General features: G+C 34.7%; 18 protein-coding genes and 2 other annotated features. Of the genes, 2 read left to right on the forward strand and 16 right to left on the reverse strand.

Annotated features, from left to right (window positions below; genetic code table 11):
• Nucleotides 1-54: 54 nt before the first annotated feature.
• From CD29_RS18245 to CD29_RS18280, 7 genes are all read right to left on the reverse strand, one after another.
• Nucleotides 55-1,617, reverse strand: a complete 1,563-nt coding sequence (locus CD29_RS18245) for an AMP-binding protein (RefSeq protein ID WP_197061784.1) — start codon at nt 1,615-1,617, stop codon at nt 55-57.
• Between the two features lie 12 nt (nt 1,618-1,629).
• On the reverse strand, nt 1,630-2,409 hold the full coding sequence (locus CD29_RS18250) for an SDR family NAD(P)-dependent oxidoreductase (RefSeq protein WP_235801870.1): 780 nt from the start codon (nt 2,407-2,409) through the stop codon (nt 1,630-1,632).
• Between the two features lie 452 nt (nt 2,410-2,861).
• A complete protein-coding gene (rsgA, locus tag CD29_RS18260; RefSeq protein ID WP_235801871.1) occupies nt 2,862-3,809 on the reverse strand; it encodes a ribosome small subunit-dependent GTPase A in 948 nt (315 codons plus the stop codon).
• Between the two features lie 311 nt (nt 3,810-4,120).
• A complete protein-coding gene (locus CD29_RS18265; RefSeq protein ID WP_036190123.1) occupies nt 4,121-4,501 on the reverse strand; it encodes a VOC family protein in 381 nt (126 codons plus the stop codon).
• Between the two features lie 15 nt (nt 4,502-4,516).
• Complete coding sequence (locus CD29_RS18270) at nt 4,517-4,876, reverse strand: VOC family protein (protein ID WP_036190124.1); 360 nt, start codon at nt 4,874-4,876, stop codon at nt 4,517-4,519.
• 178 nt (nt 4,877-5,054) lie between these two features.
• On the reverse strand, nt 5,055-5,234 hold the full coding sequence (locus tag CD29_RS18275; RefSeq protein ID WP_036190125.1) for a sporulation protein Cse60: 180 nt from the start codon (nt 5,232-5,234) through the stop codon (nt 5,055-5,057).
• A 226-nt stretch (nt 5,235-5,460) separates the two neighbouring features.
• The gene (locus CD29_RS18280; RefSeq protein ID WP_036190127.1) at nt 5,461-6,549 is read right to left on the reverse strand and encodes a M42 family metallopeptidase; all 1,089 of its coding nucleotides are present in this window, start codon (nt 6,547-6,549) and stop codon (nt 5,461-5,463) included.
• A gap of 371 nt (nt 6,550-6,920) precedes the next feature.
• Between CD29_RS18280 and CD29_RS18285 the strand changes: the two genes are divergently transcribed.
• Nucleotides 6,921-7,301, forward strand: a complete 381-nt coding sequence (locus tag CD29_RS18285) for a hypothetical protein (protein WP_036190129.1) — start codon at nt 6,921-6,923, stop codon at nt 7,299-7,301.
• Nucleotides 7,302-7,749: 448 nt separating this feature from the next.
• On the opposite strand, the gene metG is transcribed toward CD29_RS18285, so the two are convergent.
• From metG to infC, 5 genes are all read right to left on the reverse strand, one after another.
• Nucleotides 7,750-9,393, reverse strand: a complete 1,644-nt coding sequence (gene metG, locus CD29_RS18290; protein WP_036190131.1) for a methionine--tRNA ligase — start codon at nt 9,391-9,393, stop codon at nt 7,750-7,752.
• A gap of 480 nt (nt 9,394-9,873) precedes the next feature.
• Nucleotides 9,874-10,115, reverse strand: a binding site (T-box leader).
• A 62-nt stretch (nt 10,116-10,177) separates the two neighbouring features.
• Entirely contained in the window at nt 10,178-10,453 is a 276-nt protein-coding gene (locus CD29_RS18295) for a DUF1294 domain-containing protein (RefSeq protein WP_036190133.1), read from the reverse strand.
• Between the two features lie 132 nt (nt 10,454-10,585).
• A complete protein-coding gene (gene rplT / locus CD29_RS18300) occupies nt 10,586-10,945 on the reverse strand; it encodes a 50S ribosomal protein L20 (RefSeq protein ID WP_036190135.1) in 360 nt (119 codons plus the stop codon).
• Nucleotides 10,946-11,007: 62 nt separating this feature from the next.
• Complete coding sequence (gene rpmI, locus CD29_RS18305) at nt 11,008-11,208, reverse strand: 50S ribosomal protein L35 (RefSeq protein WP_036190138.1); 201 nt, start codon at nt 11,206-11,208, stop codon at nt 11,008-11,010.
• 30 nt (nt 11,209-11,238) lie between these two features.
• Nucleotides 11,239-11,745 (reverse strand): translation initiation factor IF-3, encoded by a 507-nt coding sequence (gene infC, locus CD29_RS18310; RefSeq protein WP_036190140.1) that lies wholly within the window; start codon nt 11,743-11,745, stop codon nt 11,239-11,241.
• Nucleotides 11,746-11,840: 95 nt separating this feature from the next.
• Nucleotides 11,841-11,985: a sequence feature (ribosomal protein L20 leader region), on the reverse strand.
• 146 nt (nt 11,986-12,131) lie between these two features.
• Here infC and CD29_RS20095 point away from each other — a divergent pair.
• Nucleotides 12,132-12,398: a Parvovirus coat protein VP1-like protein gene (locus CD29_RS20095; protein WP_081976317.1), complete on the forward strand. Its 267-nt coding sequence runs from the start codon at nt 12,132-12,134 to the stop codon at nt 12,396-12,398.
• Between the two features lie 37 nt (nt 12,399-12,435).
• On the opposite strand, the gene thrS is transcribed toward CD29_RS20095, so the two are convergent.
• The 4 genes from thrS to nrdR form a co-directional block, all read right to left on the reverse strand.
• Nucleotides 12,436-14,367 (reverse strand): threonine--tRNA ligase, encoded by a 1,932-nt coding sequence (gene thrS / locus CD29_RS18315; protein ID WP_036190142.1) that lies wholly within the window; start codon nt 14,365-14,367, stop codon nt 12,436-12,438.
• Nucleotides 14,368-14,836: 469 nt separating this feature from the next.
• Entirely contained in the window at nt 14,837-15,784 is a 948-nt protein-coding gene (dnaI, locus tag CD29_RS18320) for a primosomal protein DnaI (protein WP_081976318.1), read from the reverse strand.
• A gap of 4 nt (nt 15,785-15,788) precedes the next feature.
• A complete protein-coding gene (locus tag CD29_RS19810; RefSeq protein WP_052124250.1) occupies nt 15,789-18,533 on the reverse strand; it encodes a DnaD domain protein in 2,745 nt (914 codons plus the stop codon).
• A 21-nt stretch (nt 18,534-18,554) separates the two neighbouring features.
• Nucleotides 18,555-19,022 (reverse strand): transcriptional regulator NrdR, encoded by a 468-nt coding sequence (gene nrdR / locus CD29_RS18330; RefSeq protein WP_036190144.1) that lies wholly within the window; start codon nt 19,020-19,022, stop codon nt 18,555-18,557.
• Nucleotides 19,023-19,494: the final 472 nt, after the last annotated feature.

Raw genomic sequence — 19,494 nt, forward strand, 5'->3', positions numbered from 1 at the left:
CCTGTGCTGTTATTGCACATGGTGCAACTGCCCGTCGCACACAAAAAAACGAATTTAACTAAATTCGTTTTTAGAATTCACTTTATAAAGTTGTTTTCGATCAAGTTTTCCAAGTGATGTATAGGGAAGTTCTTTGACGACTTCAATTTCCTTTGGAAGTTGGAATTTCGATAGTCTAGTACGTAGCCACAACTCGATTTCTTGATTAGTTATTAAGCTCACACTTTTTGGTTGAATAAATGCTTTCAGTCTTTGGCCAAATACTTCATCTTCAATACCAATCACTGCTGCATCTATTATTTCAGGGTGGCTCATCAATATATGCTCGACTTCAATAGGATACACATTCACTCCCCCAGAAATGATCATATCATCTATCCGACCACTTAAATAAAATAATCCATGTTCATCCTGATAGCCTAAATCGCCTGTTTGAATCCAACTCGTTTCCTTATTTGACATCGACCATTCATTTTTTATGCATAGTTGACCAACACCCCCTAACTTCACTTCATTCATATGACGATCTAATACTCTTAAATCCATCCCATTTATTTTTCGCCCTATTGTTGTTGAAGAATGCATTAAATCATAAGGAGTTGCGATGAAGTTTAAACCTGCTTCAGTGGAACCGTATAAATTGTATAATACTTTTCCCAGTGAATGGAGTGTATCATCAATTAATTTTTTAGGTAGCTTAGCCCCTCCGGAAGCAATACAACGTAATGACTTCAAATCTTTAGCATTCGTATCCAGCAGTCTCTGGAGCATTGTTGGAACAACAGTAATAACTTCAATACGATGTTCTTTGATTAAATAGCTAGCGGATTGTGCATTAAAGTTACGTCGAATAATGATTTGCTTACCTAGAGGAATGAATAGGAGTAAGATAGCAATCCCGTAGCCGTGATAGATCGGTGTGGCAATATAGGCTTTGTTATATTTTAAAATCTTTAATCGGGTAATTAGTGCAATAAAAGGATTTAAGTAATTAAATAGTGAAGGACTGTGTACAATTTCTTTTGATGAACCTGTAGTCCCACTCGTATGTAAAACAATTTTACCTCCAGACGCCCTTGGAAGTTTGTAATTTTCATCGCCTTTAAATAGTAAATGATTGTTTATAGCAGGTAATTCACTATGATAACTTAACACTTTAGGATTCAAGTTATTAGATTGATCCACAATGGAACCTAATTCAGAATCATAAATTAATAAATGAAAATGATGTTGTTGAATTAATTCATTAAACTTACTTTTACTAATTTCAGTATTAATAAAATATACATCCGCGCCAAGTCTAGAAACAGCAAAGATTGATTTTACAAGTGACGCATGATTTTTGCACATGATGGCAACTTTATTTCCACTTTGTATTCCTAGTTTCTCTTTAAGTGCTATTGCAAGTTTCGAAGATGAATCGAGCAATTGTTTATAGCTTAACGTTTCTTCCTCACTAACCAAAAAACTTTGATTAGAGTATTTTCTCGCCGCAAAGTTTAATAACGTCATCAAATTGACTCCGCACGTACTAAAAGAAGTTACTAAATAATAGAGACTGATTGGTGAAATACATTTAATCTTATAAAGTACATAAAGTAATCTAAAAATCTTCACCAAAACTCCACCTTATCTCTTTTTTGTGAAATTAATAAAGCTATTTAAAAAAATGGATACAAATTGACCAAAAATGAGCCACCATGGTTTCATTTTTTTCTTTTTTCTATACATTGCCTTGCAAATAATCTTTGCCGCACCTTGCTTAGACAGGGCTGGTTTATTTTGATATGCAGTCGTTGGTTGTATCATTGGTGTATTTACTAATGGGAAATAGACGGTTGTGGTTATGATTCCTTTTGCCTTTAACTCAGGTGCAACTGACCTTAGCCAAACATCAAATGCAGTTTTGGAAGCTTGATAGGCAGCAAAATAAGGAACCGGCGCTAGTAAAGCATTTATTGTTGAGACGTTAATAATCTGACCACCGTTTTTTTGAAGTTGTGGAATTATTGACAATAGCAACTGGACTGGTGCGTAATAGTTTATAGACATTGTTCTTGTAAAATCATGAAATCGATCGAGAGATTCATAGATTGAACGATTTATGGAAAGACCAGCATTACTAACGACAATATCTAAACCATCAGGTAACTTGTGAAGAAAGGCTAAAAACTCAAGGGTTTCGCTTTCATTTCTTAAATCAGCCTGAAAAATACTTACTTTGGTACAGTTCATCGCTTCGATTTCACTCTTTATATTTTCAAGCTTATCTCCCTGTCTAGCTACTAAAATCAAATGACAATTAATACTCGCAAGCTCGTATGCTAGTTGTTCTCCAATTCCTGAACTTGCACCTGTTATTAAGATTGACTTACCCTCAAGTTGCTTTTTAAGTCTCATTTTATTCATATAAGTAGATCCAAAAAAACAAAAATCGATTAAATATTTACTTTGCATAATTCACCTATTAATATTCTCACTTTTGTCGTGTCTTTTAGTCAAAACATAAATTAACGTAACGATTGTTGCTGTAACAACGATTGAGGTTACTATATTGAAAGGAGATCCTATAAACCCAAAGACCACCTCATTTTGAAGAACATTGACATTATCATATTCGTTTGGAAAATCTGATTCAAAATAATGTGATTTCAAATAAGCCCAACAGAAGATAATGAAGAAATACATTAAATGCATTATTATTGAGACTAATAATGATAGTTTGATAATTCTCATTAGAATTCCCCATTTCGTCCAATGAAGTTTCTACAATAATTTAATACTACCATTAATTAGGGGAAGAATACCGAAACTTATGTAAAAATGCGTAAACCCCTCATCCTTGGATTTACGCATTCCCTTTATCTACTTTTCTTTTTGCTTTTCTCTTTAATGAACTTTCGTGCGTTCTTTATGCCACCAACACCACTGAACATTTCATTGATTTTTTCTTTTTCAATTTTTTTTGAGTTTAAGCCATCATATTTTGCTTCTTTTTTCAGTTTGAGATAGCTTTCAAATCGTTCAGCTGATAACGTTCCTTCCTGAATTGCATTTTGCACTGCACACTTTGGCTCTTGGTTATGGGTGCAGTCATTAAAACGGCATTGAGTTGCAAGCTCATCGATATCTGCAAAGGACTTTGAAAAATCGGCACTAATAATTCCGAGCTCTTTCATCCCCGGAGTATCAATTACAACCCCTAAATCTGGAATAATGAACAATTCACGTCTTGTTGTTGTGTGTCTACCCTTATCATCGTTACGAATTCCATTTGTTTCAATAATACTTTGGCCAAGAAGGTGATTTGTCAGTGTGGATTTGCCCACACCAGATGATCCGATAAACGCCACGGTTTTACCATCTGAAATATATTTCTTTAATGATTCGAAGCCTTCTTCGGATGTACTAGTTGTTACTAGTACGTCTATACCAATAGCAATCGATTCAACCTCTTTAACCTTTTCCTCTAAATCCAAACATAAGTCCGATTTCGTAAGGACAATTACTGGTGAAGCCCCACTGTCCCAAGCAACTGATATATATCTTTCTAATCTTCGAAGATTAAAATCATTATTTAATGACATACAAATAAATAAAGTGTCTATGTTAGCAGCGACAACTTGTGTATCCGTTTTTCTTCCTGCTACTTTTCTTGAAAATACGCTTTTTCTTGTGAGAACATGGTGAATGATTCCATCCCCTTGTGAATTATCTAATCGATCCACCATTACAAAATCACCAACAGCAGGAAATTCTGATGTATCTGATACACTATGACGGAATTTCCCTGAAATTTGAGCTGCCATTTCGCCTTTTTCAGTAATAACTTTATATAAATTTTTATATTGTGATGATACTCGACCAATAAAAAGATTTTTTTATAGATTAGATTCTTGAACGAACTTTTCCGTAAGTCCTAAATTTTTCATTTTTATATTTTCCAATTGAATGCCTCCTAAAGTTTAAAAAATCCTTTGGGAGGTTTTTTAGCATAGTTTAACGTGCGCAAACCTCCCTAATTGTTACACTCTCTACATTTAACTTTTTATTCATAAAACAACAACTCCTTTCAATATGAACATTATATACTGTTTAGCGTACCAAATATAGGAAAAAATTAATCGAGTGAACTACAAATTTCGATGTAATGTCCATCTGGATCTGCCACATATGCTACGACTTGACCCCAAGGTTTTTCAATAGGTTCTACTAGAATTTGAACATCTTGTTTTCTCAAGTTTTCGATTGTTTCTTTCACATCTTCAACAACAAACCCAAGTTCGAATGTTTGAGATGTTTTGCTTTCAGCAATATTTAAGCCAGTAATTTCTTTTACGCTTTCTCTCGTATTAATCGATAAGATAGTTGAACCCGTTTCAAACTCAATATATGTTCCGTGTTCCCCACGTATTGGTAGTCCTAAAATTTCATTATAGAAATGTTTTGATTTTTCGTGATTTGAAACATATAAAATGACATATCTCAGTTTTAAGTTCATCGTTTGCACTCTCCGTTAATCAATATTTTTTTCCCATAATTCAATCCATCTGCCATCTGGATCAGAAATCCACAAGAATGTTCCAAAGTCGCTTTTTTCAACGTTTTTTATAAGTGGTACACCTAATTTGTTGAAATGTTCCATCCAAGCTTCAATATGGTCAACTTGAAAGTTAAGCATAACAGACTGTTCTTTTGGGAAATAATCACTTTCTTCTTTAAACAAGGAAAATATTGTTTCGTTATCGGAACTCGGGGTAATGATTGTCCCATTCCAATCATCCATTGAAAGATTTAATGTTTCTTTATACCATTGTTTCAATGCATCAATATTTTGGGTTCTCCAAAAAACTCCACCAAATCCTTTAATTTGCATCTAGTATACCTCCAATAATCTCTGACAAAGCATACGAATATTATTCCATAAATAAGGCGCTAATCCCTTTTTTAGGATTAACGTCATTTCATGTTTGTTATTCATATGTAATATTATTTAACACCTACTTTATGATAAAAAAAGCACCCTTTAAGGATGCTAATAAAACTTTTACTATTTAAATCTCAAATATGATCAATGCCGAAAAATAATCATTATATTCCTCATCATTATCAGTTATGAAATGTTGATACTTAACATCCACTAGCATTTCTTTTTTTATATTACGCAATACTTGATTAACACTTTCTGCAAACTGTTCCTCATCTGTATTTGTAATTAAAATACTCTTATACATTTTAATTCACCTCCACAATAATAATAGTTATAGAGGTGTTTATTTATGAAAAAAGTATTAAATAAAGCCGTCACATATAGTTATGACATTTACTATTAAAATTCATAATCCAACGTTTTCAAAAGAAAAACCCCCTGACTTTGATAGTCAGAAGGTAGTAAACACGTGGAAAAATTAAATTTGTTCTGTGCCTAATTTTATTTCAATTATTAAATTTATCCCGGTTTTATTCAAAAGTAATTTTATTTACTGTATCACGGTCTAATCGTTTCGTAACTTCTACAATTAGTTTTACTGTGTTTTCATAATCATCGCGATGTAAGATACCTGCATGTGAGTGAATGTATCTTGTTGCAATACTAATTGCTATACTTGGTACACCACTTCCTGTAATATGCATAGATCCAGCGTCTGTTCCACCGCCTGGAGTTGAGTCAAATTGGTATGGAATGTTAAGTTCTTCAGCAACATCGACTACTAGATCACGTAAGCCTTTATGACCTACCATTGAAGCATCATAAATAATAATTTGTGGACCATCGCCAACTTTTGAAGTTGATTCATTCGCTGTGATACCAGGTGTGTCACCAGCTACACCTACATCCACTGCAAAACCGATATCTGGTTGGATCTTAAATGTAGAAGTTTTAGCTCCACGTAACCCAACTTCTTCTTGAACATTTCCTACGCCGTAAACAACGTTAGGATGTTTTTCATCTTTTAACGCTTTCATTACATCAATTGCAATGGCACAACCGATACGGTTATCCCACGCTTTTGCAAGAAGCATTTTTTCATTTTTCATTACGTTGAATTCAAAGTATGGAGTGATCATGTCCCCAGGACGAATTCCCCATTCTTCAGCTTCTTGTTTTGAGCTTGCACCAACGTCGATGAAGATATCTTTCATTTCCATTACTTTTTTACGTGCTTCTGCTGGTAAGATGTGCGGAGGCTTTGATCCGAAAACCCCGATGATTTCATCACCTTTACGAGTAGTGATTGTTACTCGTTGTGAAAGCATTACGTGGCTCCACCAACCACCTACTGTTTGGAATTTAATGAACCCTTTATCATCAATTTGAGTTACCATAAATCCGATCTCATCTAAGTGACCAGCAATCATAACTTTTGGGCCGTTTGCATCTCCCACTTTTTTAGCGATTAAGCTACCTAAACCGTCCATTTCAATTTCATCTGCATAAGGTGCGATATATTTTTTCATCACTTCACGCGGTGCTCTCTCATTTCCCGCGATTCCATTTGCATCTGTTAGTTCTTTAAACATTGTTAATGTTTCGTCTAATTTCGCCATCTGTTGTCCTCCCAAAAAATAAAATAACTAATTAAGTATACTGCAAATTTTACTGTTAATACTCTGAACGTTATCGCTCATAATTTTTCTTTCTTCTTATATGCTGTAAAAAATCATTTGAAATGAAATTTCTAAATTATAAGCTAATACACTATAATATTGCCAAACCGTTCTATATTTGTCTACTTTTGGGCTATGCAAAAATGCTAAAAATTCTATTTTCTTTTATAAGTAAACGCTCAATCTTAGGTAGCTTTTAAAAGATAACTTTGAAATCCAAAATTTTTTACCAAAATTACTTTTAAAAGTGAAACTTATTTCCTTTATTAATCGTAAATGTAGTTACAAAGCATTTACAAGGGGGAACTTCTGTGGCTCTTATTATTCGAATAATCGTGATATTAGTAGTCATTTACATATTCTATAAAATTGTTCGCTATTTGACGGACCCAAAAAGAAAACTTGATGAAGCATATGAAAAAGGACAATATTATTTTTATGATGATGTTAAAAATGTCCGGAAAAACTTTTTCATTTCTTATAAAGGTGCACTTTTTGAGGGTGAAAAGTATTTAGGAACTACAGAAAATGCTTTCGAGGTCGTATCTATCTTTGTTTGGGTCCACGATACCGGAAAACTACAAGGCTTAGCAAAAGAGGATTTTTACAATTTAGAAAAAGAAATTTTATTAAATTATCCAAATGCAAAAATTAATTGGAAAAATCCGATTGAGCAGTTGATGAAAGAATAAATAATAGGCTGGATTGTCTGCCGTGCTTTGCAGAGCACTGTGGACAATCCTTTATTATTATCTATTGGCTGGCCTTATGAACGATTGTGTGTGCATATTTATAACTCGAATTGATAGGGGGACTTCATTACATTCATGAAGACCTTTTTGTAATTGTTTATAGCTTCAAAAGGTCTTCATCACCTCTATCAAGACCTTTTCTACAACTATTTCCAGTGCAAAAAGTCTTCATCACCCCTATCAAGACCTTTTCTGCAACCATTTCCACTCCAAAAGGTCTTCATCACATCTATCAAGACCTTTTCTACAACTATTTCCAGTGCAAAAGGTCTTCATCACCCCTATCAAGACCTTTTCTGCAACTATTTCCACTCCAAAAGGTCTTCATCACCTCTATCAAGACCTTTTCTGCAACTATTTCCACTCCAAAAGGTCTTCATCACCTCTATCAAGACCATTTCTGAGATTGATCATTCAGTTTTTTCAGTTCTTCATCAATTCTCTTTATATCTATTCTTTCATATAAAGGATGTATGTTTTTAATTTCTCTAGGCAAATCAAATTGTACTTTCCATTCGTTCACCTGTATATTTAACATCTTTTTAATTTCATCCGATGCAAAAGGTAAGAATGGTTGTAAAAGTTGTGCAAGATTTTGAATGATGAAAACACAAGTGGCTAATGTTTGATTACATTCCTCTGGATTCTCTTTCACTTGAATCCATGGCTTCTGCTCATCAAAGTAGCGGTTGGCGGATCGAATATATTCAAAAATACCTTCCAGCGCTTGTTTAAAATGACCTTGCTCTATTAAATTTCCAACCTCAATATAAATCTTTTCCGTATCAATTTGTATAGTCTCATCTATTTTTGATTGTGGAACAGTAGAATCAAACGATTTTTCTATAAACTTTAATGTTCTGTTAACAAAATTTCCGAAAGCACCGAGTAATTCTCCGTTATGACTATAAATAAATTCTCTCCAACTAAAATCCGTATCTCGATTTTCAGGTGCATTCACCGTTAGAAAATAACGAAGGGAATCTGGATGATATTCTTTTAAAATTTCCGGTACCCAAACTGCCCAGTTTTGACTTGTGGAAAGTTTCCTTTTTTCGAGGGTTAAATATTCGTTAGAAATAATATGGGTCGGCAGTGCTTTGGATTCTAAGGCAAATAAAATCGCCGGCCATATGACAGTATGAAAAGGAATATTATCCTTACCATGAACATAGTAAGAAATGGTTTCTTCATTCCACCAATTTTCAATAGACTCATTATGTTGCTTTGCCCACTCTAAACTTGCTGTTAAATAACCAGCTACCGCTTCAATCCATACATAAATCTTCTTCCCTTCAAAGCCTGCAACTGGTACATCGATTCCATTTGGTAAGTCTCTTGTTACAGCTCGATCTGGAAGACCCTCACTTAAATATCGCTTTGTCATCGAGATTGCATTAGTTCTCCACCTATTTTCCATCTCAGCCTTTGCAGTGTATTGTTCTAATTCTTTTTGAAATTTGCTAAATGAAAAATAAAAGTGTTCTGTTTCTCTTATTACGGGCTCAATTCCACATAGCTTGCATCGCTTATCTACTAGGTCAAGAGGGTCTAATATTGAGGAACAGTTATCACATTGGTCACCTCTAGCTTTTGCTCCACAATTTGGGCAGATTCCTTCAACAAACCGATCAGGTAAAAACTGCTGATCCTTCTCACAATAAGCTTGCTTAATTTTATTTTTGTATAGATATCTACTTTCTAATAAAGAAAGGAAGATTTTTTGTACTGATTGATGATGATGCTCTGCATCGGTTCGTGTATATAAATCGTATGTGAAACCTAATTTACTAAAACACTGGGCGAATTCTTGATGATACCTATCTGCAATCTCTTTTGTAGTTGTATTTTCTTGTTTAGCCCTTATGGAAATTGGTGTTCCATTGCAATCACTTCCAGATACGTATAAAACTTTTTCACCCTTTTGTCTAAAATAACGTGCTAAAATGTCTCCTGATAATAATGCGGCAATATGTCCTAAATGTAATGATCCATTTGCATACGGCCAAGCTCCTCCTATAATGACTGTCATTATAAAATCCTCCTTTGTTTAATTCAGTACTGTTCAAGCTTCTGTCATGTAAACTTACATTACGTGACAACTCGGTGTGCTTTTACGCCTCTACTGTCACGTCAATCTTCATTTCGTGACAACTCGGTGTGGTTTTTCACCTCTACTGTCACGTAAATTTTCCTTTCGTGACAACTCGGTGTAGTTTTACTCCTCTACTGTCACGTAAACTTTCCTTTCGTGACAACTCGGTGTGCTTTTACGCCTCTACTGTCACGTAAATCATCCTTTCGTGACAACTCGGTATACTTTTACGCCTCTACTGTCACGCAAACTTTCCTTTCGTGATAACTCGGTGTGCTTTTATGCCTCTACTGTCATGTAAATCTTCTTTTGTGACAACTCGGAGCGTTTTGCATCTCTATTTTCACGTAACCTCTTATTGGTGGGACAAAAATCTTGATATCTCTCAAAATAAAAAAAAGCCCTAATCGAATAAACGATTAGGACGAGATACCCGTGTTACCACCTAAATTTACAAATAGCTCACACTATTTGCCTTAATCAGTACGTGTTCATACTGTCGCTGTTGTAACGAGTGCCCCTCGTCGTAGCCTACAACATTTCTGTTTCGGTACGCAGCTCAAAGGTCATTTTCAATAAGGTTCGTTTGCTTCATTTCCACCGTCAGAAGCTCTCTATCAAACTACATCTCATTTACTTTTCCTTTTCAACGCTTTTAAAATGTTTCAAAAATTTTTGAATTATACATAATTTACTATATTTCGTTTCATTTGCAAAGTATTTATACATTAAATTGTTGATACATACTCACTAAAATAAATATATGAATGGCGGCTAGAAGTGGAAAACCAAATGCAAAGGAATTATGTTTTGTTTTGTGTTTATATATATACATTCCAAGAACTCCACCACAAGCACCGCCAAATATTGCAATTGTAAATAATGTTTTTTCAGATATTCGCCATTCATGCTTTTTCGCTCTGGATTTATCCATTCCCATAAGAACGAATAAAATAATTGACTCTACTAAAATAAAGGCTAATAACGCGTACCACATATGTACTTTGCCTCCTATATTGAAAAAGACTGATAGGTTTTGAGTCCTATCAGTCTTTTTGTTTGTTTAAATTATTTTGTGGCTGTCGCTAAGCTTTCGCCACAGAAATAATCATTTTTGCAAGCAAAATGATTATTTAGCAACTGCAGTTTTAGCAGCGTCTGCTAATTGTGCAAATGCAGCAGCATCGTTTACTGCTAAGTCAGCTAACATTTTACGGTTAACTTCGATACCAGCAACTTTTAAACCGTGCATTAAACGGCTGTAAGAAAGACCGTTGATGCGAGCAGCAGCATTGATACGAGTGATCCATAATTTACGGAAATCACGTTTCTTTTGACGACGGTCACGGTATGCATATTGACCTGATTTCATTACTGCTTGGTTAGCAACTTTATATAATGTATGTTTTGAACCAAAATAACCTTTAGCTAATTTTAAAACTTTTTTACGACGCTTGCGCGTTACTGTTCCGCCTTTTACGCGTGGCATACTAATTACCTCCTGAATTTCTTACGAATGTTTATTTAAATCACGAACGATATATTATCGAATTATTTCATGTAAGTTAATAGTTCTCTAATACGTTTGAAGTCACCTGAAGTCATTACTTTAGCTTTACGTAAGTGACGTTTTGCTTTTGTTGATTTGTTAGCGAATAAGTGGCTTCCGTAAGCACGGTCAAATTTTAATTTTCCTTTGCCCGTTTTTTTGAAACGCTTCGCAGCGCCACGGTGAGTTTTCATTTTTGGCATTTCGAATTTCCTCCTAAACTGTTTCGTATACTACTTTTTCTCGTTCTTCGGTTGAAGAACTAAGAACATGCTGCGTCCTTCCATCTTCGGTTTTTGTTCAACCGTAGCTACTTCAGCACATTCTTCAGCAAAACGATCTAAAACTCGTTGACCAATCTCTTTATGCGTAATAGCACGTCCTTTGAAACGAAGTGAACATTTAACTTTGTCACCTTTTTCAAGGAACTTAATCGCATTACGTAATTTAGTTTGGAAATCATGTTCATCAATAGTTGGACTTAAACGTACTTCCTTAATATTGATAACCTTTTGATTTTTACGAACTTCACGGTCTTTCTTTTGCTGTTCAAACTTAAACTTACCATAGTCCATAATACGTGCGACTGGTGGCTTAGCTTGAGGGGCCACAAGGACAAGATCCAAGTTTACACGAGCGGCAATTTCTAACGCTTCATTACGAGATTTAACACCTAGCTGATCACCATTATGATCGATTAGACGAAGTTCACGAGCGCGAATACCTTCGTTTACATACATGTCTTTGCTAATACGAATCCACCTCCAAGGTTGTGTCGGGAATACTTAGGTTTAGAGCAAAAACGCCCGGTTGAACGGTACACTTCCTAGGTATGTCCATAAAAAAAGGACGGACATATTAGAAGATGTCCGCCCGCTATATGTGCATACGCAATTATGCGTATATAATTCAACGTGTAATACCTGCTAACAGCAAATGCGTCATTCCAGGTGAGAAGCGGGCAGCCTCTACTTCAACCACAAACTGTATTCATAACCTAATCAATACTAACATTCCTATATAGAGTTGTCAACAAAAAAACTTAAATTAAATTATTTGCCGTTTACATGTCCAGTAATACTTCATATTTTATAGTAAATAACTCAACAAGAATAGAGGGAAAATTATGAACCAGAGACGAAATAATTTAGGCACTTGCTTTCCTGGATATCGATATTGTGGACCGTGGTGCTCTGGTCCAGGATCACCAACAAATGCTGTTGATCAATGTTGCCTTGAACATGATGAATGCTACCGAAAATATGGTCGCTCCAATTACTGCGATCAAAAGTTTCATCGATGTTTATCGCCATATTACAACTATCGAAATAAATTAGGGAGAGACGCTAGACTATTTTCTAAAGCAATCCAATTCCGCAACTTTTTATTTTAATGGAAAAGGGACGTCTCAAAGACGCCCCGTTTCCTATTTACTTATTCGCTTCAGCTACTAATTTAGTTAGGAAATCTTCAAATGAAACAGTTTCTGAATCTTGAGAACCGTAACGGCGTACGTTTACTGAATCTGCTTCCATTTCTTTATCCCCTAGTACTAGCATGTAAGGGATTTTTTTCATTTGTGCTTCACGGATTTTATAACCAAGTTTTTCTTCACGGTCATCCATTTCAACGCGAAGACCTGCAGCTTGAAGTTTTTCAACAACATTACGTGCATAGTCATAATGCACTTCATTTGAAACTGGAATAACTTCCACTTGAACTGGCGCTAACCAAGTTGGGAATGCACCTTTATATTCTTCAATTAAGAAGGCTACAAAGCGCTCCATTGTTGATACAACACCACGGTGGATTACAACTGGACGATGGTGTTTACCATCTTCACCAATATATGATAAGTCAAAGCGTTCTGGTAATAAGAAGTCAAGTTGAACTGTTGATAATGTTTCTTCTTTACCGATTGCTGTTTTTACTTGAACGTCTAATTTAGGACCGTAGAAAGCAGCTTCTCCTTCAGCTTCGAAATAATCTAATCCAAGATCATCCATCGCCTCTTTTAACATGCTTTGTGCTTTTTCCCACATTGCATCATCATCAAAATACTTTTCTGTGTCTTGTGGGTCACGGTAAGATAAGCGGAATTTATAATCATTTAAATCAAAATCTTTATATACATTTAATACTAATTCAACTACTCGTTTGAATTCTTCTTTAATTTGGTCTGGACGAACGAAGATATGTGCATCGTTTAAAGTCATCCCACGCACACGTTGTAAACCAGATAAACCACCAGAACTTTCATAACGGTGCATTGTTCCTAATTCACCAATACGAATTGGTAATTGACGGTAGGAATGCATAGATGATTTATAAACTTCCATGTGATGTGGACAGTTCATTGGACGTAATACTAATGTTTCGTTATCCATTTCCATTGGAGGGAACATATCTTCTTGGTAGTGTTCCCAGTGCCCAGAAGTTTCATATAATTTTTTAGATCCTAATACTGGTGTATAAACATGTTTGTAACCAAGTTTCACTTCTTTATCTACGATGTAGCGTTCGATAATACGACGGATTGTTGCTCCATTTGGTAACCATAGTGGTAATCCTTGACCTACAGTTTGCGATAAAGTAAATAATTCTAACTCTTTACCAATTTTACGGTGGTCACGTTCTTTTGCTTCTTCTAACATTTGAAGATGATGTTTTAAATCTTCTTTGTTAAAGAATGCAGTACCGTAAATACGTTGTAGCATTTTGTTGTCTGAGTTACCGCGCCAGTAAGCACCAGCAAGGCTTAGTAATTTGAATTCTTTTAACTTTCCAGTTGAAGGTACGTGAATACCACGACATAAGTCAAAGAAATCCCCTTGATAATAAATTGAAACTTGCTCATCAGCTGGAATTGCTTCAAGAAGTTCTAATTTATATTCATCCCCAACTTCTTCATAAATTTTTTGTGCTTCATCACGCGATACGTTTTTACGCTCGATTTCGATGTTTTCAGAAATGATTTTTTTCATTTCTTTTTCGATTTTAGGGAAATCATCTGCAGAAATTGGTTCTGGCGCGTCTACGTCATAGTAGAAACCACCTTCAATTACTGGTCCAATCCCTAACTTAATACCTGGGTATAAACGTTTTAAAGCTTGTGCTGTTAAGTGTGCTGTTGAGTGACGTAAAATCTCAAGTGCTTCATCTGATTCAGGAGTAATGATAGCAATTGTACCGTCTTCCTCAATTGGTGTTTTTAGATCGACTAATTCACCATTTAATTTACCAGCTAACGCTTTTTTACGGAGACCTGGGCTAATAGATGCAGCAACGTCTTCAGTTGTCGTTCCACGTGCAAATTCCTTTACTGCGCCATCTGGGAATGTAAGTTTAATAATCTCTGACATGTTTGTTCTCTCCTTTTTCCTTTTTAGAATTTGATCATTCGCACGTTTTTTTACGAATTTCGAACGTAATCCATAGAATATCGCACGTTAATTCATAAAATCCGCACATAAACATTTAATAAACGCACGTACTGTTACCAAGAGTTAAAATGAACACAAAAAAGCGCCATCCCTCATAAAAAGGGACGACGCGTTAGCTCGTGGTTCCACCCTTCTTCCTTCCGAAAATCTAGTTTTCAGACGAAGCTCTAGGTCGGTTAACGTACCGAATGACGTTAGCGGATTTTCCCCGCTAATGCTCCAAGGTAGTAAAGTGTGTGTCGTTACTAGGAAGCTTACAGCCATTGGCTTCCCTCTCTTAAAGTTCGTTTCACAAACTTGTTGTCCTCTTCAAAGCATTCTTATTAGATACTTAATATGAAAGTAGTATACGCTCGAATTGTCGGAAATGTCAACCAATAATAAAAAATTATTGACGTTTTCGATTTGTAACCAGTTCAAACGGATGTGTCATAGCCATTATTCTTTGGACAATTCTAGATCCTTTAATCGGATCTATATCCCCTTTGGAAATTCGACTATAAAATCTTTCTAATTCTTCATAATTTAAATTTGAAGAAACGAATATTGGTAAATGCTGGCTCATGCGATAATTTAAAATGGAAGACAGTACTTCATCGCGTGTCCATTCTGAATTGGATTCCGCACCTAAATCATCTAACATTAAAATTGGTACCTTCTTGATAAAGTCTACTTTTTCTTCATAGGTTCCATCATTTAAGCTTGTCTTTAATTCCCTGAAAAACTCTGGAACAAATAAAATCGCCGTTTGAATTTTTAGTTTAGTGAATTCATTGGCTAATGCACCTAAAATATAGGATTTACCTGTACCGTATAGTCCATGTAAGTATAAGCCTTTTCTAGGTAGATTATTCGTTTCTTTATATTCAGCGATAATATCACTAGCGTATTCTGCTATTTCTAAACGTGCTTTTGAATCCATATCCATATTAGCAATACTTGCATCTAAAATATCCGATGAAACATGGAAGCTTCGTAACATACGCTTTACTTCACGCTGCTCATCTTCAATCAGTTTTTGGTTACAAGGAACATAGTTAAGTTCCACTTTTCCATTTCTAACTGCAATTGTTGGAATAAACCCATTTAAGTAGTTCGTACATTGCCCAGTTCCTTGTGCCCCACAGCAAGTCCGTGATTGGTTAATAAATTCGTGAAATGTAGTTAAATTTTGTTGGACAAATTCTTCTGAAATATTCAAATTACTATCACTTAGTAGCTTTTGAATTTCTGGATGTTCCAATATTTCTTTTTTCATCTTCTCATATCTTTCTTGAAAAGATGGAATTTTTGCTACTCTTTTGAGCGCTTCACTTATTGGTTCGATTTTCCTCACCTACTTAATTGTTATTCCCTAGTTTTTCTAAAATGCGCTGACGTTCTTTTTCAAAATCGATTCCGTCTTCTTGCTCATTCTTAAACTGTTCTGGAGACTTATTCCGATCACCAAACCATTTAGGGATTGGCATCACTTGTTTAGCTCCATACGGATTTTGTTCTTTATCTTGCAATCTTTGCTTACGGCTTTCAACAGATTCTTTTGCGATTTCAAGTGCCTGACTCGTTGTTAGAACACTTCTATAACGCCAATCAGCTGCTATTGTTTCCGTAAATTTCGTAGGTAGTTTGCCATCATTCACTTCTAATACGTATTCGACTAGTACATTTACTACACCAACTGGTAGTTCGAAACGTTGTACTAAAGATTCAGCTAACCGTACATGCTGTCCATAAGGTTCTATGCCATTTGTTAAGTTCTTTAAAAACTGATAAGGAGTAACCGTATCGTATTTTGAATATTGAGGATCCAACTTACGACCTTTGTTTAAACTGTTTAGGTGATCATTTGTGATCGTTGGAATATAGCCAACCTTCTCACGCATTTGATTTGCCTGTTGTTGATTTTCTATATTGTTTTTCGCTTGTTCAACAGTTTGAATTTGTTTATTTCGCCAATCATTTGCAATCACATCTACATACTTTTTAGGTAATTGACCTGATTTTAAGGAATAAACATATTCGACTAACACATTTGCTACACCAACAGATAGTCCAAATTTTAAAACTAGGCTTTCAGCTAAACGTACATGTGAAGATAGAGGCTCCATTCCTTTATTTAAATACTTTAGGAATTCATATGGCGTAAGACTTGCATAGCCTTGCCATTCTTTTCGTACTGTTTCCACTTTGACAATGGACTCTGGAGTAATTTTCGGTATATACCCAAGTTTTTTATGCATTTCTTTTGCTTCATTTTGCTGTAGGACATAATCAACTGCCATTTGGGCTGTACTAATTCCTAATTGTCTCCAATTACTAGCAATTGTATCTACTAATCGTTTAGGGAATTGGCCATTATGAGTTGTTAATACATATTCAATTAAAACATTAACTACACCAACTGGTAAACCATAGACAATTACTAAATCTTCGGCAAGTTTAACAGTCATTGGAAATGGCTCGTTGCCATTATAGTAATTTTTTAAGAATTGGTATGGCGGAGTTAGTTCATAATATTTATATTCATCATCAAGATCGTCTGGATTTGAAACAAATTGCATGATAGTTTCTTTTGTAATACGAGCGTTAAATAATGTTTCTCTCTTAGTCTGTTTTTCATCCACTGTTTTTTGAATTTGCTCTAGCGCTTCTTCAGAAGTTTTTATATTTAACGTGCTCCAATTACTAGCAATCGTCTCAACAAATCTTTTACTTACTTTACCATCCGTTTGCTCAATGGCATATTCCATCAATACATTAACTACTGGTACAGGTAAACCATGGTATTTCACAAGGGAATCCGCCATTTTCATAATATAATTGAACGGTTCTTTCCCATCATTTAAGTAACGTAAAAACTCATAGACTGTATATGAATCATAGGGTGAGTTCTCTAACTCCTGGACATCAGTTAAATGCGGTGGTTTTTTATTATATTTATCGTGCTCTAATCTAGCAAAATCCATTGCTTGTTGAGCTGTTTGTATGTTTTTTCTATTCCAATGGTCCGCAATCGTTTCTACAAAGTTTTTAGGTAACTTTTTATCAGACTGCAACATTACATAATCGATTAATACATTAACTACGCCAGGGTTCATACCATGTTTAATAAATAAATTTTCTACTAATTCTCTTATAAATGAAGTAGGTTCTTTGCCGTTATTAAGATTTCGAATATGGTCAATTGGACTTGTTGTTTCATAATAATGAATTAGTTCTTGTTCTTTTGATGGTTTCTTCTCAGCCACTGGTGCTGGAGCATCAAAAGTCTTTTGTATATTAGGTAAATCTTTTGAAATTGTTAGTTGATAATACTCAAGTGCTGCTTTTTTTAAACGTTCATCAGTAATTTTTAAATCTTCATCTAAAGCTAGAATCACTACTTTTTGCATTTCTAACGGTGATAATTGATAGAGAAATGCAAGTTTAGCAATTGACTCTCGAACTTCAGGTGTGATTGCACTTGAGGGAACTAATTGCTCAGATAAACCTGAGAATAAAAGAGTAAAATCAAATTGATGATAATAGAAAGGAACATCCTGTCTTTTCGTTGGGATACTTTCCATTAACTCTTTTGGTACATTTGTATGTACTGGTTTATAAACATCAACGAAGGTTCTGGAAATTTCTTCAAATGATTCTAAATTCGTTTGTTTAACATATCGATTTTGTAGATTACGATATGCTTGCTCCCCAATCTTACTAAACAAAAACATCGATAATAATGGATCTTGGAAGAAACTTTGCGCATCTAACGGTCGAATCAGTTCGTAAACAAAGAAACGGCCATCCGCTGTATTTTTTCGATATGTTCTTAATAAGCCGATTGCCTCTAAGGAAATACGAGCTTCAAACACCTTTCCAATTGGCATATTAAGAACGTTCATTAAATGGTAATGATTAAATTTGCCATTTAAACCGTCTTCACCTTCAGCCCACAACGTATAGTAAAGACTGATAGCTTCTAATCCGGTTAATGGCTGATAAAATAGTGTGATTAGTTGACGCTCATGTGCCGATAAAAAATGAGGGATACTAATTTCAAAATGATCCGCTGGTTGCAATTCTTTAAACAAATGAACCATTTTACAATTCCCTCCTCAAATTTATTTCACATCAGTTTGTCGATGTAAGATTTCTTTTAATTCTTGTATAAAGACATTAATATCTTTAAATTGACGGTAGACTGAAGCAAAACGAACATAAGCAACTTCATCGACTTTAGCTAAATGATCCATAACCATTTCACCAACGGCATCTGAATGGACTTCAGAATTCCCAATTCGTCTTAAAGATTTTTCTATTTCAATTACAATTTCTTCAAGTCTTTGTAATGGAACTGGACGTTTTTCACATGCTCTTATAAGTCCGCGCAAAATCTTTTCTCTACTAAATTCTTCTCTTGACCCATCTTTTTTCACAACAATTAATGGTGTTTCTTCAATTCTTTCAAAAGTAGTAAAACGATAGCTGCAAGATTCACATTCTCTACGTCTACGAATTTCTTTATTGTCATCAACTGGTCTTGAATCTACTACTCGAGTACCGTTAAATTGACAAGCAGGACATCTCATAGTTTCTAACTCCTATTTCTCTAGTATCGTATTACTATTATAACAAATATTTTTCCTATGCGGATTTCTGATAATTTATATTTCTATTAGGTTTTTTTCGAGTTAATACTTACGTCCGAACTCTTTTGCAAAGGTTCATTATAAATGATTTTAGTAGAATTATATAGGATTAATTGATGGAAATTCGAATATCAACTTTATCTTAAGTAAAAAATCTTACTTATTTCGCAAACATTTAAGGGCTCAAAAGTATTTGTAAAACTATGCACCAAATAATAAAACAAAATCCTTTCGTGATCGAAATCGACATACGACTTATTTGAAATTATGTGTAAAGTGCACATAATTCTTAATATGTCGTATGTCAAATCTGGTAGCAAGAAGATTAAATATTTCAGAACAGGTAAATGTGTATTATTATTTAAAAAAATAGAGTAGGGTGACCATTTTCATGGCCACCCCCTCATCAAAC

Source organism: Ureibacillus manganicus DSM 26584 (assembly GCF_000772945.1).
GTDB lineage: Bacteria > Bacillota > Bacilli > Bacillales_A > Planococcaceae > Ureibacillus > Ureibacillus manganicus.

What these genes read in the sequence shown, in the direction of transcription:
- CD29_RS18250 (WP_235801870.1), bottom strand. Translation starts at nt 2,409, where the DNA reads ATGAATAAAATGAGACTTAAAAAGCAACTTGAGGGTAAGTCAATCTTA.
- rsgA (WP_235801871.1), bottom strand. Translation starts at nt 3,809, where the DNA reads ATGGCAGCTCAAATTTCAGGGAAATTCCGTCATAGTGTATCAGATACA.
- CD29_RS18265 (WP_036190123.1), bottom strand. Translation starts at nt 4,501, where the DNA reads ATGAACTTAAAACTGAGATATGTCATTTTATATGTTTCAAATCACGAA.
- CD29_RS18270 (WP_036190124.1), bottom strand. Translation starts at nt 4,876, where the DNA reads ATGCAAATTAAAGGATTTGGTGGAGTTTTTTGGAGAACCCAAAATATT.
- CD29_RS18275 (WP_036190125.1), bottom strand. Translation starts at nt 5,234, where the DNA reads ATGTATAAGAGTATTTTAATTACAAATACAGATGAGGAACAGTTTGCA.
- CD29_RS18280 (WP_036190127.1), bottom strand. Translation starts at nt 6,549, where the DNA reads ATGGCGAAATTAGACGAAACATTAACAATGTTTAAAGAACTAACAGAT.
- metG (WP_036190131.1), bottom strand. Translation starts at nt 9,393, where the DNA reads ATGACAGTCATTATAGGAGGAGCTTGGCCGTATGCAAATGGATCATTA.
- CD29_RS18295 (WP_036190133.1), bottom strand. Translation starts at nt 10,453, where the DNA reads ATGTGGTACGCGTTATTAGCCTTTATTTTAGTAGAGTCAATTATTTTA.
- rplT (WP_036190135.1), bottom strand. Translation starts at nt 10,945, where the DNA reads ATGCCACGCGTAAAAGGCGGAACAGTAACGCGCAAGCGTCGTAAAAAA.
- rpmI (WP_036190138.1), bottom strand. Translation starts at nt 11,208, where the DNA reads ATGCCAAAAATGAAAACTCACCGTGGCGCTGCGAAGCGTTTCAAAAAA.
- infC (WP_036190140.1), bottom strand. Translation starts at nt 11,745, where the DNA reads ATGTATGTAAACGAAGGTATTCGCGCTCGTGAACTTCGTCTAATCGAT.
- CD29_RS20095 (WP_081976317.1), top strand. Translation starts at nt 12,132, where the DNA reads ATGAACCAGAGACGAAATAATTTAGGCACTTGCTTTCCTGGATATCGA.
- thrS (WP_036190142.1), bottom strand. Translation starts at nt 14,367, where the DNA reads ATGTCAGAGATTATTAAACTTACATTCCCAGATGGCGCAGTAAAGGAA.
- CD29_RS19810 (WP_052124250.1), bottom strand. Translation starts at nt 18,533, where the DNA reads ATGGTTCATTTGTTTAAAGAATTGCAACCAGCGGATCATTTTGAAATT.
- nrdR (WP_036190144.1), bottom strand. Translation starts at nt 19,022, where the DNA reads ATGAGATGTCCTGCTTGTCAATTTAACGGTACTCGAGTAGTAGATTCA.